Source organism: Flavobacteriaceae bacterium (assembly GCA_003443635.1).
Taxonomy (GTDB): domain Bacteria; phylum Bacteroidota; class Bacteroidia; order Flavobacteriales; family Flavobacteriaceae; genus AU392.
In genome coordinates, this window is record CP031964.1 from 1,906,626 (window position 1) to 1,922,700 (window position 16,075).

General features: G+C 29.5%; 17 protein-coding genes. 7 read left to right on the top strand and 10 right to left on the bottom strand.

Translation table 11 applies throughout. From position 1 onward, the window contains the following. The first annotated feature begins 4 nt into the window (after positions 1 to 4). A complete protein-coding gene (locus D1817_08675) occupies positions 5 to 805 on the top strand; it encodes a hypothetical protein (protein AXT19956.1) in 801 nt (266 codons plus the stop codon). Between the two features lie 78 nt (positions 806 to 883). On the opposite strand, the gene D1817_08680 is transcribed toward D1817_08675, so the two are convergent. The 9 genes from D1817_08680 to D1817_08720 form a co-directional block, all read right to left on the bottom strand. Continuing rightward, positions 884 to 1,447, bottom strand: coding sequence for a type 1 periplasmic binding fold superfamily protein (locus tag D1817_08680; protein ID AXT19957.1), 564 nt, complete (start codon positions 1,445 to 1,447; stop codon positions 884 to 886). 22 nt (positions 1,448 to 1,469) lie between these two features. Continuing rightward, positions 1,470 to 3,899 carry a TonB-dependent receptor gene (locus D1817_08685; protein AXT19958.1) on the bottom strand — a complete coding sequence of 810 codons (2,430 nt, stop codon included), beginning with the start codon at positions 3,897 to 3,899 and terminating at the stop codon, positions 1,470 to 1,472. A gap of 51 nt (positions 3,900 to 3,950) precedes the next feature. Beyond that, the gene (locus tag D1817_08690) at positions 3,951 to 4,283 is read right to left on the bottom strand and encodes a hypothetical protein (protein ID AXT19959.1); all 333 of its coding nucleotides are present in this window, start codon (positions 4,281 to 4,283) and stop codon (positions 3,951 to 3,953) included. Further along, the gene (locus D1817_08695) at positions 4,283 to 4,780 is read right to left on the bottom strand and encodes a hypothetical protein (protein ID AXT19960.1); all 498 of its coding nucleotides are present in this window, start codon (positions 4,778 to 4,780) and stop codon (positions 4,283 to 4,285) included. Before D1817_08695 ends, D1817_08690 begins: the two co-directional genes overlap by 1 nt. 37 nt (positions 4,781 to 4,817) lie before the next feature. After that, positions 4,818 to 5,261: a hypothetical protein gene (locus D1817_08700; GenBank protein AXT19961.1), complete on the bottom strand. Its 444-nt coding sequence runs from the start codon at positions 5,259 to 5,261 to the stop codon at positions 4,818 to 4,820. Between the two features lie 121 nt (positions 5,262 to 5,382). Then, entirely contained in the window at positions 5,383 to 6,024 is a 642-nt protein-coding gene (locus D1817_08705) for a DUF937 domain-containing protein (GenBank protein AXT19962.1), read from the bottom strand. 91 nt (positions 6,025 to 6,115) lie between these two features. Then, the gene (locus D1817_08710; protein ID AXT19963.1) at positions 6,116 to 7,078 is read right to left on the bottom strand and encodes a 3-phosphoglycerate dehydrogenase; all 963 of its coding nucleotides are present in this window, start codon (positions 7,076 to 7,078) and stop codon (positions 6,116 to 6,118) included. Positions 7,079 to 7,140: 62 nt separating this feature from the next. Further along, positions 7,141 to 8,205: a 3-phosphoserine/phosphohydroxythreonine transaminase gene (locus D1817_08715; GenBank protein ID AXT19964.1), complete on the bottom strand. Its 1,065-nt coding sequence runs from the start codon at positions 8,203 to 8,205 to the stop codon at positions 7,141 to 7,143. 74 nt (positions 8,206 to 8,279) lie between these two features. Continuing rightward, a complete protein-coding gene (locus tag D1817_08720; protein AXT19965.1) occupies positions 8,280 to 9,341 on the bottom strand; it encodes an acyl-CoA reductase in 1,062 nt (353 codons plus the stop codon). 74 nt (positions 9,342 to 9,415) lie between these two features. Between D1817_08720 and D1817_08725 the strand changes: the two genes are divergently transcribed. Next, on the top strand, positions 9,416 to 9,769 hold the full coding sequence (locus tag D1817_08725; protein ID AXT21249.1) for a 4Fe-4S dicluster domain-containing protein: 354 nt from the start codon (positions 9,416 to 9,418) through the stop codon (positions 9,767 to 9,769). A gap of 88 nt (positions 9,770 to 9,857) precedes the next feature. On the opposite strand, the gene D1817_08730 is transcribed toward D1817_08725, so the two are convergent. Continuing rightward, a complete protein-coding gene (locus D1817_08730) occupies positions 9,858 to 11,342 on the bottom strand; it encodes a carboxypeptidase-like regulatory domain-containing protein (protein ID AXT19966.1) in 1,485 nt (494 codons plus the stop codon). Between the two features lie 359 nt (positions 11,343 to 11,701). On the opposite strand from D1817_08730, the gene D1817_08735 reads away from it, so the two are divergent. The 5 genes from D1817_08735 to D1817_08755 all read left to right on the top strand — a co-directional run bounded on the left by D1817_08735 (position 11,702) and on the right by D1817_08755 (position 16,045). After that, complete coding sequence (locus tag D1817_08735) at positions 11,702 to 11,911, top strand: hypothetical protein (protein ID AXT19967.1); 210 nt, start codon at positions 11,702 to 11,704, stop codon at positions 11,909 to 11,911. Positions 11,912 to 12,049: 138 nt separating this feature from the next. Continuing rightward, on the top strand, positions 12,050 to 12,238 hold the full coding sequence (locus D1817_08740) for a hypothetical protein (GenBank protein AXT19968.1): 189 nt from the start codon (positions 12,050 to 12,052) through the stop codon (positions 12,236 to 12,238). Positions 12,239 to 12,402: 164 nt separating this feature from the next. Further along, on the top strand, positions 12,403 to 13,497 hold the full coding sequence (ychF, locus tag D1817_08745; protein AXT19969.1) for a redox-regulated ATPase YchF: 1,095 nt from the start codon (positions 12,403 to 12,405) through the stop codon (positions 13,495 to 13,497). A gap of 107 nt (positions 13,498 to 13,604) precedes the next feature. Next, positions 13,605 to 14,057: a cell division protein gene (locus D1817_08750; GenBank protein ID AXT19970.1), complete on the top strand. Its 453-nt coding sequence runs from the start codon at positions 13,605 to 13,607 to the stop codon at positions 14,055 to 14,057. Between the two features lie 128 nt (positions 14,058 to 14,185). Beyond that, positions 14,186 to 16,045 carry a type IIA DNA topoisomerase subunit B gene (locus D1817_08755; protein ID AXT19971.1) on the top strand — a complete coding sequence of 620 codons (1,860 nt, stop codon included), beginning with the start codon at positions 14,186 to 14,188 and terminating at the stop codon, positions 16,043 to 16,045. The last annotated feature ends 30 nt before the right edge of the window (positions 16,046 to 16,075 follow it).

Below are 16,075 nucleotides of genomic sequence, written 5' to 3' on the forward strand. Positions count from 1 at the left end.
TCCTATGGGAATAGCGGGAAATAAAATAGAAAAATATGTTATAACAACATGCCTTGTGTTATCATTGTTATCGTGTAGGAGTAACTTACTATTAGATAAAAATCAGGAAGTTAATATTGAAAATATAGAAAAGGGAAAAAGCATTATTAATAATGCTGCAAAAACTGCTGGTTATCAAAATTTTACTACTTGGAATTCATACTCATCGAAAATAACAATAAAAGCGACTTCTTTTTTTGGTAAAATTGGACACCCTTTTAAAGATAATCCAGTGCAACTTAAATTAAAGGCTTCACGAGGAAAAGTAGGAGGAGAATTATTAATTACCAATGGGAAACAAAAGGGAGAAATTTGGGGTCACATAAATAATACCACTTATAAGAAAAAGACATTAAAAGAAAATAAAAAGATTAAAAAATTTAAAAAAGAGAAATTTCAAATAGCTACACTTCAATATTTAATAGAATTCCCTTTTAGAATACTTGAAGCAGATAAAATTACTTTTGTTAAGGATAGTATTTTAAATGAAAAAAGCTATGATATTGTTTTTGCTTCTTGGAATACTTTTAAACCTCAAAAAGATATAGATCAATATAGGTTATGGATTAATAAAAAAACTAAACAAGTTGAAATTGTAGATTTTACAGTAAGAGATAAACTTCAATTTGTCTGGTCTCGTATGTTTTTTTCAGATTTTAAAATGTTTGATGGCATTACAATTCCTACTTCTATGAGCTCGTATACAAATCTCAATTTAAAAAAAGAAGCATTACGTATTACCATTAATAGTATTCAAAGAAATTAAAATACAATGCGAGACATAATTAATATAAAAAGGCTACCTTTTTTAAGCAGCCTTTTTATATGTTTTTAGATATTTTATCTATTGAACTGTTATAGGATAATCTGTTTCAATATCAGTGTCTCCACCAGCATTAGTAATATCTCCATCAGATACACCTGCTGCAAACTTGTTTAATAAATGACGTAGAGTTACTCTAAGAGTCCCAGTACTTGCAGCTCCTGTAGTTAATGTAAAATTAATACCTAATGGATTTCCATCACCATCTTGATCACTGTAATTAGTAGTAATAGTAACACCACTTATTGCTTCAAAGAAAAATTGATGTTCATCATCTTCTTCAGCTACTTCTTCAGTAATATCTTCAGCTGGATCTTCAAGTTCATTTAAAGCTTCAACAACACCAGTATAAGTGGTATTTGCTGCTAATGTACCACCTGTAATTACAGGTGCATTTGGCCCGTCACCGTCTATATCTCTACTTGATAATATAATATCAGTTCCACCACCTTGTGGTGTTAAAGTTAAAGTTAACGTAGTTATTACTTCTTCTTCGTTAATAATTATTGGAGCATCATCATCATTAGAACACGATTGACTAATAATTAATATAGCTATTAATGATATAAATTTTATTGTTTTCATAATAAATTGGTTTTTATTTTTTTTAATAATTTAATTTTAATCTTAAAGAAAAGTTTCTTCCTAATTCATCTGCAAAGAGTCTAAATCTATTAAGATATTGTCTGTAATTTGTATTTAAAATATTATTCACGGCAAAACCTATTTCCAATTTGGTAATATTATTCAACTCAAATTGAATTGAAGAGTTAAAATGTAGTAGATGATATCCAGGAGGAGGGGTACTCACATCAACTAAAGTCTCTACAAATTCATTGTTTTCTACAATTTGAGTTGTAAAATTATTATCAGGAAAACGTGTTTGCCTAAAAACACCTTCACTTTTTAGTTCTAAGTGAAGATTGTTTAATTTTTTATTGCTATATGCAATAGTATTAAACCAGTTTGCAGAAGGGATATTAATAAGTGGTCTATCCCTTTCAGTATCATCACCTCTTAAATATGAAAAACTGGTTTTAAATTCGAAATTGTTATTAAAGTCATAAGTAGCATCAAAATCAACACCAAAGAGACGTGCATCATTTTGAATATATTCAAATACTTGAAACGAACCTCTCGATGTAGTTATAATACCATTAGGCTCTAATACAATATAGTCGTCAATAAAGTTAGCATAAGGCGTTAAATTGAAATTAAAACGTTGATTAAATAATGCCCCCTTAAAAGTTATAGCTATTTTATTGGCTATTTCTTTATCAATGCGTAAATCTCCCAATTCAAAAGCAACAGATGATTGATTCAAACCTTCGCTAAATAACTCTGATGGATTTGGTGGCCTACTAGCCAATCCGTAATTGAATTGTAAGTCTAAATTCTCATTAATAGTATAACCTAAGCCAAAAGTAGCAGAAACATTAGTATAATCAAATACAGGGTTTGTTAATATTTGTGTGCCAAAATCTTCAGTAATAAAATTCGCAAAATCAACATCGTAACCTCTGTCTTCAAAAAATGTTGATCTGTAAAATTTTTCAGCATCTATATGAGTAAAATCTACACGAGCTCCTACATCAACTAATAAATTCTCTGTAATATCATAAGAAATACCAGCAAATGCCCCTACGTTATATTTTTCATAATCAGGGATAACCCGTCTCACACCAGTACGTGGATCAGCAAAATTTTCTTGAAATAAACCACTAACACCAGCGGTAATTTTTGAATTTTCAACCGTATCTATTTCAAGTAAAAGATCCAGATTATGTGTTGTTAACTCCAAATCTACAGTAGGAGTGTTATCATCTATAAAACTTCTATTATCAAACTCTTGACGATCATTGAATTGAAAAGCATACTGTAATGATAACTTTCCTAAACGTTTTAATCTGAGATATGAATTTAATTTTGTTAAATGATGAGCTACTTCTTGTCGGGGCAACCCTATATCAAATGAAAAATCTTCTATAATTTCAGGAATAGGAGAGTTAATTGCTCTTACTAAATCAGTAACATTACCAAAATCAGCAGTTTGCAATATGCCTAACTCAGTATCAAAATAGCTATAATATGCTTCGATGCCGTACAAAAATTTGTTAATACCAAAATTTATAGATCCTGCTATTTGTTTTGTTCCAGTATTAGTTAAGAAATAATCTGGAGCTTCGAAATCTCCAAATCGTTTAAAAGACCCTTGAACTCTTAAACCTATTCCATTATCAAACCCTTTATTGATAGTAGATGTAATGTTACCTCCACGACCATTGGAACTACCAGAAAAAATGGTTTTACCAAACAATGTATCCTTTCTTACTAGTGGACTTGGTTTTGCTAATACCACACCACCTATAGCGTCACCTCCATATTGCAATGCTCCAGAACCTTTAACTACAGTTAACCGATCTGCTGTATTTAAATCAACAGTAGGGGCATGCTCAATACCCCATTCTTGATCTTGTAACCTTACATCATTTGTTATAATCAATATTCTACTACTATTTAAGCCTTGTATTACAGGTTTAACAATAGTACTACCAGTATTTAATGAAGAGACACCACTAATTTCTCTCAAAGCATCTCCTAAAGAAGCATCACTAAACTGTTCAATCGTTTCAACTTTTAAAGTTTGAACACTAGTAGCTTTCGAGATACCTTGTTCTCGTTTTTCTCCTGTAATTAAAACTTCATTTAAATTCTCTAAATGATGTTCTAATGTTATTTTTTTAATGGTATTACCTTTTATATCTATAGGAATGACTTTAGATTTACATTCTGGATGTGAAACTTGTAATTTATAATTGCCTATACACAAATTTTTAATTAAATATTTCCCATCAATATCAGATATGATAGATTCTTGTATGTTTCCATTTTTAGTAACAACAAGAGTAGCTCCTATTAAAGGTTTTCCATTATGGAAATCAATAACTTCTCCATTTAAAGTATAATTACATTGCTGTGAAAAAGCTTCTAAAGAAGACCCTATGAATAATAAGGTTAATATAAATAATGATTTCATTAAAATATAAATAATTTAACAAATTGACCCTGAGGTAATTAATTTAATGTGCTAAACTATATAAGGTGGTCCTCTGCGAAGAAATTGAAATGAGAAAGAATTATAATAAAACTGATAATCTGAAATAGATAGTTGTGAATTTATAATAGCACTTGCATAATTTATTTTTTTATTAATAAAAATAAATTGTGTATTAAGCTTAAATTTACAAAAATCACAATCGAGATTAGTATTATGTATGTGCACTGTATCTGTGTCAGTACAGGTTTTATGAACATGTTCTTTAAAAATATGAGAAAACTTAACAGCAGAAGGGACTAGTAATACAAATGCTAATATTACAATGCTGAATTTAAAAATAATATGTTTTTGTATTTGCCTCACTAATTTTTTAAAAATCGCTTTAATCCAAAGCGCTTTAACATTTTCTTTTCAAACTCCCAAAAGAATTTGTGCTGACCAAAAAGCCAGCCAAAAAATACTAAAAGTATTTGATAAAATACCAGGCCAATAATAATAAATAAAACCCAATATAGAACAGAATTTAAGTTTTCTTTAGTAATTCCTAATAATTTGATTATAGGTCTTCCAACAAAAACAGAAGAAGATCCTGTAATAGCAAAAACTATAAAAATACGAATCATTTCCCAACGATAATCGACAATCCATTTTTTTTCTAATTTTTTAAATAAAAATAAAATAAACTTTAGAAGTATAATAAATATGCCTAAACTTATAAGGAGAATTAGAGTAATATGAAAATTTGAAGTTATAACACTTGCTAATTTGTAAGAACTATAATATAATAATAAAATACCTAAAAAAGGAAATATGAGTTGCCAATTAGCTTGTATTTGCCAATTGTTTTTAAACTTTTGCATTACTTAATATTTTCAAGATGCAAATATAGCCTTAAGTTTAAACACGTGGAATATAAGGTCCTAATTTTTGATTAAATTCCAATTGAAAGAACAAAAAGTAATTATATAAGAGATAATTTACTTCATAACCATAATCTGTAAAACTACTATAATCAATACGGTTTTGATAGAGATTAGGATCAAATTGTAGAGGTTGATTTACACGAATATTGTACTCTGTTACTAATATTCTATTCCTGCTTTCTAAAAATTTTTGAGAATAATACCCTCTTTGCCTGGCAATACTTCTTAACCAAGGGTAAAACCCTGGTTCTATAATAATAATTTCGTATTCTAACTCTTCATTAGCAATACGTACGGTATCATTATTAGTTAATGCAGTTTCTTTTATTTCTGGCAATTTATCTACAATAGCTTTATTCGATGTTTTACAACTATACATTGCTAATGCAATAAGGAAGACTATAATTATATTTTTCATTTTCAATCTCTTTAATTAAAGATACGAAAAAACCCTTATAATAGTTTTAAAATCAATGCTTTTAACAAAATATTTAAAAAATATAAGAGCTTTTTTATTTATATTAATTTTTTCAGAGAAATTATTTTCCTCCAAATAAACCACCAAGAATGCCGCCTAATCCACCTTTTTTCTTATTATTACCCATAACCATCCCTGCAACATCATCAATAACACTACCATCGCCATCAGCATCCAAAATAGAAGATAAAAAGCTTTGATCTTGCTGTGTTTTATTTTCTCCGCTTAATAAACCACCGAGCATGCCTGTCAAATCATTAGGGTTATTTACATTTTGCTGTCTAGACTGTTTTCCTAGAAGTCCCATTAATAAAGGAGCTGCAACTTTTAATATATTACCAATAGCTCCAGCATTTATGCCAGATTGTTTACTTAAAGCATTTTGTACATTTTGTTGCTTTTTACCTAAAATATGATTTAAGATTTTGCCTCCATCATCTGTTACACTGGAATCTACACCACCATTAAATAGCCCGCCTAGATTATCTAAAATACTACCATCGTGTTTTTTATTTAAAGCATTTAATAGCCCTTCTGCACCTTGAGAAGATGAAGCATTGCGTTGCATAGCTTGAGTAAGTACTGGTAATGCCATACTTAACACATTACTTGTTTTATCAGTGGGTTGTCCAGTTTCTAAAGAAACACCATTAATAATTGTTTTCCCTATATCGCTATTTAATAAATCTAATAATCCTGCCATTTTTTGTGTTTTTAGTTGAGAATAACAAAATACAAAAAAAAGCCTTAATTATAAACTAAGGCTTTTTATAATTAAAATTATTACAATAATTTTAATTTGATTTAGTTTTTAAAATACTAATAATTTGTGAAGCTAATTCTGTTCCTATTCTATCTTGAGCTTCATTAGTTGCTGCTCCAATGTGTGGAGTTAATGAAATATAATTATTCATTAAAACTTGAATCGCTGGAGTAGGTTCGTTTTCAAATGTATCTAACCCAGCAAAAGCTACTTTACCACTATCGATAGCATTTACTAAAGCTACTTCATCTATAACGCCACCGCGAGCAGCATTAATAATACCAACTCCATCTTTCATCGAATCAAATTCTTTTTTGCCAATGATATAATCTTTTTGTGCAGGAACATGGAGTGTAATAAAATCTGCTGTTTTTAAAATATCTTCCATTGGTTCAGTTTCAATTTCTACATTTATAAACTGACCATTATAAAACTCAACTTTTACATCTGTTTTATCCACAAATTTATCTGAAGCAATAACTTTCATTCCAACACCTAACCCTATTTTTGCTACTTCTCTTCCAATACGACCAAACCCTATGATACCTAGTGTCTTTCCTCTTAATTCAGAACCTTTAGCGTAATTCTTTTTTAAGTTTCCAAATTTAGTATCTCCATCTAATGGCATGTTTCTATTAGCATCAAACAAAAAGCGAACACCACCATATAAATGTGCAAAAACAAGTTCAGCTACAGAACTTGAAGATGCAGCAGGAGTATTAATCACATGTAATTTTTTTTGACGCGCATAATCTACATCAATATTATCCATACCAACACCACCACGACCAATGATTTTTAAATTTGTACAAGCATCAATAATATCTTTACGAACCTTAGTAGCACTACGAACTAATAATACGTCAATATTATTTTCATTTATATAATTTGCAAGTTGTTCTTGAGCTACAGTTGTTGTTTCTACTTCAAACCCTCCTTTGATAAGGGCATCAATTCCGCTTTGCGAAATCCCGTCGTTAGCTAATACTTTCATTAAAAAAGAATGTTTATATTTTTGTAAAAATGGTGTTTGTCAATTTTTTTGATTAAATTCTTTTAAGCTTTACTTTCCAGCTCACTCATTACTTCTACTAATGCTTTTACACTATCAAGTGATAATGCATTATACATTGATGCTCGATACCCACCAACACTTCTATGACCGTTTAAACCACTAATACCTGCCTCTTTTAGCATAGTGTCAAAAGTTTCTTTTAAATAATCGTTTGTTAATGTAAATGTAGCATTCATAGTTGAACGATCTTCCTTGGCTGAGTAACCTTTGAAGAGAGGATTTAAATCGATTTCTGAATACATTAAAATAGATTTTTTATTATTCTCTTTTTCTATTGCTTTTATACCTCCTAAGTTTTTTAACCATTCTAAGGTTAACATTGAAGTATATACTGCAAATACTGGAGGTGTGTTAAACATACTGCTTTTATCTATATGCAACTTGTAATTCATCATTGATGGAATTTTTCGAGATACTTTACCTAATATATCTTCTTTTACAACAACAAGAGTTGTTCCAGCTGGCCCCATATTTTTTTGAGCTCCTGCATATATTAAATCAAATTTTGAAAAATCTAATTGACGAGAAAAAATATCACTACTCATATCACAAACCATAGGTATAGGGCTATTAGGGAATTTTTTCATTTGAGTACCGTAAATAGTATTATTAGAGGTGCAATGAAAATAGTCATAGTCTGAAGGGATATCGTAGCCTTTAGGGATATAGTTAAAATTAGCGTTTTTTGAAGATGCTATTTCGTATACATCATCATAAATTTTAGCTTCTTTTATCGCTTTATCACTCCAAGTTCCAGTATTTAAATACCCAGCTCTTTTTTCTAATAAATTTAAAGCTACCATTAAAAACTGAGAACTGGCACCACCTTGTAAGAATAATACTTTATAACCTTTACCTTCTAGATTTAAAAGCTCTAGAACTAAAGATCTCGCTTTTTCCATTACATCTACAAATGGTTTACTACGATGAGACATTTCAATTAACGATAATCCACTATCATTAAAATCTAATACAGCCTCTGAAGCTTTAAGTAAAACTTCTTTTGGTAAAATAGAAGGTCCAGCACTAAAATTATGTATTTTCATTTGTTAAATTTTATTAGGGTATAAAGGTCTTAATTTATTAAGAACTTCATATTAAATATTTAATAATTTTTAAACTATATTTTTAATAGAAACTCAAGAGTATTAACTCCATCTGCATAATCCCATAATTGCGGCACTTGTGAATCTCCGAAGTTAATTTCTGAATCTAAAATACCATTAGAAACAATACACTGAATTCTATCTGAATCTGCTTCTAATTTTTCTTTGAGTAATTCAATATTTTCATAATACTCATAAAATAATGTAGCTATAGGCGAAGCATAGCTTTCATCTTCTTTTATCATTAAAAATCCATTCTCCAGCATATCAAATTCACTCATTAAATAAACGGCTTTATTATAATCATAATTATTAGCATATTTCGCTTGATTGATAATAGGGTGCCATTTATAAATTGCTTCAAAAAAACGATCAAAATTATAATTTTTAGGAACAAATAGTTTTGAAACATTTCTGCAACCTAATCCGTAATATCTAAAAATGTCTTCAGAAAGATTTTCTAATTGTTCTTTTGTTTCATTTCCAGTTAATACAGCAGCAGCATTCCTGTTTTTTCTTATAATAGATGGCTTACCTTTAAAATAATATTCGAAATAACGAGCTGTATTATCACTGCCAGTTGCGATAACAGCATCGAAACCTTGCAGTTTTTTTTCTGTAAATAGAATGGTATTCTTGAATTCAGGCTCAACATACTCTAAATATTTTGCTAAATAGGGAAGTAGTTGTTTGTCGTTTGAAGATTGTTTTACAATAACATTGTGCCCAGATAATAGTACTGATAAAAAATCATGAAACCCTACTAAAGGAATGTTTCCAGCCATTATAATGGCTATTTTTTTAGAAATAACATTATTAAAGTTATACTTATCTATCCAATTTGTAATTGACTCTATAGTAAGCAATTTAGACCAGCTATTAATAGAAAAACTAATATTCTCATTTGTGAACCAACCATTATGTTCTTGTGCTAATTTTAATTGATGTTTAAAGCCATCATAAAACAAATCATTAAACGCAATACCTTCTTTTTTAGATGGTTCTATTGATGAAAACTGACTAAGAAATTCTCCTAGTTTTACAAAAGCGTTAATTCTTTGTTGTAATTTCATTATTACTCTTGGTTATGAATTGTTTTGGGTTTATTTTTGCAGCTGCAAATTTACGCAAACTAAATATAAATATTGTTATGGCAATTATAATAACAGACGAATGTATAAATTGTGGTGCTTGTGAACCAGAATGCCCAAATACAGCTATTTATGAAGGCGCTGATGATTGGAGATATAAAGACGGTACAAATTTAACAGGAAATGTAATTTTACCTAATGGTAAAGCTGTAGATGCAGAAGAAGCACAAGAACCTGTAAGTGACGAATTATATTATATAGTACCAGATAAATGTACAGAGTGTAAAGGATTTCATGATGAACCACAATGTGCAGCAGTATGTCCAGTAGATTGTTGTGTGCCAGATGATGATAATGTAGAGAGTGAAGAAGTATTATTGGCTAAACAGAGTTTTATGCACCCTGAAGGATAATTGAGTGAATTTTAAATAAGTCATCAAAATAAAAAACCTCAAATATAAATTTATTTGAGGTTTTTTATTTTGATGACTATGATTACCTTTAATTAGAACTACTAAACCTTTTCATTTCTTCTAAGGGTTCTAATGTATTTTGACTTTTCCATATATTTGGATCATAACGCTGCAATACTTGATAAGGTGTTTTCTTTTTTTCGGTAAATGCATTATACGCTTCAAGAGTAATAGATTTTGTACTTATACATAGTAACTCTTCTTTATTACGTGTATTACCTTCAACTTTAAAACTAAACTTAACTTTACTTTTATCACCACCTTGCTCAATAAATTTTAAAGGACGACTCACAAAAAAGTAAGCGCCATCTTCTTCTTTTATATATTGTGGAGTATATTTTTCGGTTTCTAAATCTTTAGTATAAATTACAGTGCCTAATCTTACATTTTGATTAAATTTAACACCTAACAATAATCTTAAGTTTAATTTGCTGCCACGTTTTCCTTTAGAATATTGATAATCTGTTCTTATTACCGCATACGTATCTTCTGTAATATAGAGTTTTCCTGAAAATTTAGATTTTGCTTTTCTAGGTAAATAGCTTATTACATAAATAAAATCGCCATTATAATAAGTTAGATCTTCTAAAGTATGCTTGTATAGTTTTGGATTTAAAATTTTACTTAAAAAAGAATTGTCATAAAACTTGGCTTGAGATAACAAATTATTTGCTCCCCTCCTTAAAAAAGAAGTATTATGCTCATCTTTTCTATTTTCATCTTCTTCAATAAGCTCTTTTAAATTTAATGAATCTTCAAGTTTAAAAAGCCCAGACTTTAATTTATAGTACTTATCTTGATCTAAGTATTTTAACATAATATTTTGTGCTTTCTCTTGGAGACCTTCTACAGAAAAACCATTTTGCCTATCTAATAACTCAGTAGCTTTTACAACATTTAATTTTGCTTTGTTAGAATCATTAACTACAATATTCCCTAAGTAATCGCTAAACTGTTTTGCTTTACTATTTCTAACCACATTACTTAGAGAGTCTAAACTATTATTAGCGCTTACATGATCTTTTTTCCTAAAAGAAGAAGCTTTATCAACTTCAAAATCTAACTTTTTAAAATCTGTAAAATTAGTAGCTCTATAAAATATTTCGTGACTTGAGTAACCAGAACTATAATTATCTTTTAAATGTAAATTTACTTTTGCAATAATAGAATCTACATTAGGCTTAGTTTCGTTTATATAAACCTCTTCTAATGTATTTATTGCTTCTTGTAATATAATTACAAAATTATTGTTTTTAATATCTTCAACAGAAATCACTTTACTTTCATACCCTAGACAGGAAATAGATAAATTAATGATTTCTTTATCTTCAAAATTAATTGCGAAAAAACCTTCTTCATTTGATATAGCTCCAGACGTTTCATCAACTTGTATTGCTGCATAAGGAATGGGTGCTTGGGTTAATGAATCAATAATTTGTGCTTTAAACTCTTGAGCAAAGAGAGTTGTGAAATTTAAAAATAATGCTCCAATTAATAAGGTGTATTTGTTCATTTTTTGTTTGATTGGTTATGTAAGATTGACGATTAATATAAACGTTTGTTACATTAATTAATTTTAAATGTACTATAGTTTTATTGAGTATAAATTACTTTAACTAATATTTAGAGACTTTAACGAATTGTTTGGATTGCTTATAATTTATAAAATAATTTTTAAAAATGATATAATTATGGTTTTTCCGTATTAATATTGAGGTATTTTCTTAATTCAATTGAAAGTTTTTGTGTAATTTTAAAAAATTAATTAAAACTAACTAATCATTAAGATATTCTTTCGCGAAGGATAGGCATATACTGTGAGTGCCTTTAAATGTTCACAGCTTTTAAAAACAATTATAGAAATTTTTAATCATGAAAAATTTGTTAAAATTAGGAAAAGCTTTAAATAAGGCAGAACAAAAATCAATTAGTGGAGGTTTTTGGGGATTTGGTTGTCAACCACAACTTCTTGAATGTGAAACTGATCAAGATTGTCCATCTTGCTCGTTTGGGTGCGGTCGAACTACGACTACTTTACCAGACGGGACAGTTATTACTTTTGATGGTATTTGCTCTTTTTAGGGTAAATATTAAATTATAATTTAACATAAAGACTATCTTTAATTAAGGGTAGTCTTTTTTTATTGTCATATAATAAAAGAATATATTTCGATTTTTATAATTTATAACCTTAACTTCGTTACCTCAAATATATTATTGATGAAAAAAGTCACGTCTTTATTATTAGCGTTTGTGGCATTAGCTGTATTGGTTTTTAGTTTTATAACAAATCAAGAAACCGCACAAATTTTCGGAATTAGCCTTAATGTTTGGTTGTATCGTTTGATTTGGGTCGCAGTTGGAGTTATTTCTTTTTTGGATTATAAAAAGAGTTCTAAAAATAACTAAGTCAAGCTACCTATTTATAAGTTTGATTCTAATCTAATTATAACTAATCACTTGTAATTTCTCTTAGCTACTTTGTTATTCTAATTATCTAATTAATTACATTTGCAATCGCAAAAATCAAAGTCTTGATTCTTGTTTCTTTTTAATATAATTATCTAAAGAATATGAAAGCTGGAATTGTAGGATTACCAAATGTGGGAAAATCAACATTATTCAATTGTTTATCTAATGCTAAAGCACAAAGTGCTAACTTCCCTTTTTGTACTATTGAACCTAATATAGGTGTGGTAAATGTACCAGATTCTCGATTACAAAAACTAGAAGAGTTAGTAAACCCAGAACGTGTGTTGCCAGCGACTGTAGAAATTGTAGATATTGCAGGGTTAGTAAAAGGAGCAAGTAAAGGGGAAGGCTTAGGAAATCAGTTTTTAGCAAATATTAGAGAAACAGATGCAATCCTTCATGTGCTACGTTGTTTTGATAATGATAATATTGTACATGTAGATGGAAGTGTAGATCCAATAAGAGATAAGGAAACGATTGATATCGAACTTCAACTTAAAGACTTGGAAACGGTAGATAAAAAGCTGGATAAAGTAAAACGTGCTGCAAAAACTGGAAATAAAGAAGCTCAAAAAGAAGAAGCTGTTTTATTAAAACTTAAAGAAAATTTAGAATCAGGAATTTCTGTTCGCGCTGTAGAATTTAGTGATGACGATTATAATGATTACGTAAAGCCATCACAATTAATTACAGATAAACCAGTAATGTATGTGTGTAATGTAGATGAAGGAGCAGCTGTGTCTGGAAATGCCTATGTTGACAAAGTAAGGGAAGCTGTAAAAGATGAAAATGCAGAAGTGTTAGTTTTAGCAGTTGGTACTGAAGCAGATATTAACGAATTGGATGATTATGAAGAACGTCAAATGTTTTTACAAGATATTGGGTTAGAAGAACCTGGTTCATCTAAACTTATTCGGTCGGCCTATAAATTATTAAATCAGCAAACTTATTTTACAGCTGGTGTAAAAGAGGTTCGTGCATGGACAATTAACATAGGTTCTACTGCGCCACAAGCAGCAGGAGAGATACATACCGATTTTGAAAAAGGATTTATTAGAGCTGAAGTTATTGCTTACGACGACTATGTTTCATATGGCACTGAAACTAAGGTAAAAGAAGCTGGTAAAATGCGTGTTGAAGGTAAAAACTATGTAGTGAGTGATGGAGATGTAATGCATTTCTTATTTAATGTATAATTAGATCACTTAACCTAGAATACTAAGTCTTTTTTTGAAAAATAAATAGGCGCTATTATAGCTACCTTCTTGCTGTATTTTGCACGATGACATGAAAATTTGTAATTATGCCATTAATAGAGATCAAAACTTTAATAGATTCTGATATCAAAATTTGTTTTGATTTATCACGTAATATAGATTTACATAAACAATCTCTCCAACATTCAAACGAAAAAGCAATAGCAGGTAAAACTTCGGGCCTAATTGAATTAGGAGAATCTGTAACTTGGAAAGCAAAACATTTTGGGATTACTCAAAAACTCACTTCAAAAATCACAGAATTTAATTCGCCTAACTTTTTTGTAGATGAAATGGTTTCTGGAGCTTTCAAATCATTTCGGCATGAGCATATTTTTAAAGAAAATAATGGAAAAACCATAATGATAGACAAATTTTATTTTGAAGCCCCTTATGGAATTTTAGGTCAACTTGTTAATTGGTTATTTCTTAAAAAATATATAACTCAACTCTTAAAAACCCGCAATAAATTTTTAAAAGGAATAGCAGAAAATAACTAATAAATAATAAGTTTTTAGAAGTGAAATAACTTATCAAAACACATTGTTAATTACTTTGTGAAAGCAATATTTCTTTTTTTAAATCGATATATTATATTAGCAACTCATCTAACTTTTTAATACGTTTTATGTCTCAAGAAACCAAGTATACTGAAGATAATATTCGCTCGCTCGATTGGAAAGAACATATCCGGATGAGACCAGGAATGTATATCGGTAAATTGGGTGATGGTTCTTCTGCTGATGATGGTATTTATATTCTTTTAAAAGAAGTACTTGACAATTCTATTGATGAATATGTAATGGGTGCTGGTAAAACCATTGAGATTTCTATACAAGGCGAAAAAGTTACAGTTAGAGATTACGGAAGGGGAATTCCATTAGGAAAAGTTGTAGATGTGGTTTCTAAAATGAACACTGGAGGGAAGTATGACTCTAAAGCTTTTAAAAAATCTGTAGGACTTAATGGTGTTGGTACAAAAGCTGTAAATGCGTTATCTTCTTATTTTAGAGTAGAATCTAATCGAGATGGGAAATCTGCTTCTGCAGAATTTGCGCAAGGGAACTTAACAGATCAAGATTTATTAGAAGATACATCTCGTAGAAAAGGAACTAAAGTTTCTTTTGTGCCAGATGATATTATTTTTAAAAACTATAAATATAGAAATGAGTATATCGTAAAGATGCTCAAAAACTATGTCTATCTTAATCCTGGATTAACTATAGTTTTTAATGGTGAAAAGTATTACAGTGAAAACGGATTAAAAGATTTATTGGCAGAGACCATTAAAGATACAGATTTACTTTATCCGATTATTCATCTTAGAGGAGATGATATAGAAGTTGCATTAACACATAGTAAGACACAATACAGTGAAGAGTATCACTCTTTTGTAAACGGACAAAATACAACACAAGGAGGAACTCATTTAGCTGCATTTAGAGAAGCTTTGGTAAAAACAGTGCGTGAATTTTATGGTAAAAACTATGACGCTTCAGATGTTCGGAAATCTGTTGTATGTGCTATAGCCATAAAAGTTATGGAGCCAGTCTTTGAAAGTCAGACTAAAACAAAACTAGGATCTACAGATATGGGAGGAGATCTTCCTACCGTAAGAACTTATATCAATGATTTTGTTAAAACATATCTCGATAATTTTTTACATAAAAACCCTAATGTAGCCGAAAATATTCAGCGTAAAATACTTCAGGCAGAACGCGAGCGAAAAGAACTTTCTGGAATTAGGAAGCTCGCTAAAGATCGTGCTAAAAAAGCAAGCCTTCACAATAAAAAATTACGGGACTGTCGTGTGCATTTTGGAGATACAAAAAACGAACGAAATTTAGAAACTACATTATTTATTACAGAGGGAGATTCGGCCTCTGGAAGTATTACAAAATCTAGAGATGTAAATACTCAAGCGGTATTCAGTTTAAAAGGAAAGCCTTTAAACTCTTATGGGTTAAGTAAAAAGATTGTATATGAAAATGAAGAATTTAACCTTCTACAAGCAGCTTTAAATATTGAAGAATCGCTTGAAGACCTTAGGTATAATAATGTTGTAATTGCTACAGATGCAGATGTTGATGGGATGCATATTCGCTTGTTATTAATAACATTCTTTTTGCAATTTTTCCCAGAAGTTATAAAAGAAGGGCATTTGTTTATTTTACAAACCCCTTTATTTAGAGTCAGAAACAAAAAAGAAACCATTTATTGTTATTCAGAAGAAGAACGACGTGATGCTATTGAAAAACTGAAACCTAAACCAGAGATTACGAGGTTTAAAGGGCTTGGGGAGATCTCGCCAGACGAGTTTAAACATTTTATTGGAGACGATATTCGTTTAGATCCAATTATGTTGGATGATGATATGTCGATTGAAGAATTGCTGTCTTTTTATATGGGAAAAAACACACCCACTAGGCAAGAGTTTATTATAGATAATCTTAAAGTTGAAATGGATTTAATTGAAGAAGATAAATAAATTCCTAACCTGCACAGAGGAGTTACAAGA

What these genes read in the sequence shown, in the direction of transcription:
- D1817_08675 (AXT19956.1), top strand. Translation starts at nt 5, where the DNA reads ATGGGAATAGCGGGAAATAAAATAGAAAAATATGTTATAACAACATGC.
- D1817_08680 (AXT19957.1), bottom strand. Translation starts at nt 1,447, where the DNA reads ATGAAAACAATAAAATTTATATCATTAATAGCTATATTAATTATTAGT.
- D1817_08685 (AXT19958.1), bottom strand. Translation starts at nt 3,899, where the DNA reads ATGAAATCATTATTTATATTAACCTTATTATTCATAGGGTCTTCTTTA.
- D1817_08695 (AXT19960.1), bottom strand. Translation starts at nt 4,780, where the DNA reads ATGCAAAAGTTTAAAAACAATTGGCAAATACAAGCTAATTGGCAACTC.
- D1817_08700 (AXT19961.1), bottom strand. Translation starts at nt 5,261, where the DNA reads ATGAAAAATATAATTATAGTCTTCCTTATTGCATTAGCAATGTATAGT.
- D1817_08705 (AXT19962.1), bottom strand. Translation starts at nt 6,024, where the DNA reads ATGGCAGGATTATTAGATTTATTAAATAGCGATATAGGGAAAACAATT.
- D1817_08710 (AXT19963.1), bottom strand. Translation starts at nt 7,078, where the DNA reads ATGAAAGTATTAGCTAACGACGGGATTTCGCAAAGCGGAATTGATGCC.
- D1817_08715 (AXT19964.1), bottom strand. Translation starts at nt 8,205, where the DNA reads ATGAAAATACATAATTTTAGTGCTGGACCTTCTATTTTACCAAAAGAA.
- D1817_08725 (AXT21249.1), top strand. Translation starts at nt 9,416, where the DNA reads ATGGCAATTATAATAACAGACGAATGTATAAATTGTGGTGCTTGTGAA.
- D1817_08730 (AXT19966.1), bottom strand. Translation starts at nt 11,342, where the DNA reads ATGAACAAATACACCTTATTAATTGGAGCATTATTTTTAAATTTCACA.
- D1817_08735 (AXT19967.1), top strand. Translation starts at nt 11,702, where the DNA reads ATGAAAAATTTGTTAAAATTAGGAAAAGCTTTAAATAAGGCAGAACAA.
- D1817_08740 (AXT19968.1), top strand. Translation starts at nt 12,050, where the DNA reads ATGAAAAAAGTCACGTCTTTATTATTAGCGTTTGTGGCATTAGCTGTA.
- ychF (AXT19969.1), top strand. Translation starts at nt 12,403, where the DNA reads ATGAAAGCTGGAATTGTAGGATTACCAAATGTGGGAAAATCAACATTA.
- D1817_08750 (AXT19970.1), top strand. Translation starts at nt 13,605, where the DNA reads ATGCCATTAATAGAGATCAAAACTTTAATAGATTCTGATATCAAAATT.
- D1817_08755 (AXT19971.1), top strand. Translation starts at nt 14,186, where the DNA reads ATGTCTCAAGAAACCAAGTATACTGAAGATAATATTCGCTCGCTCGAT.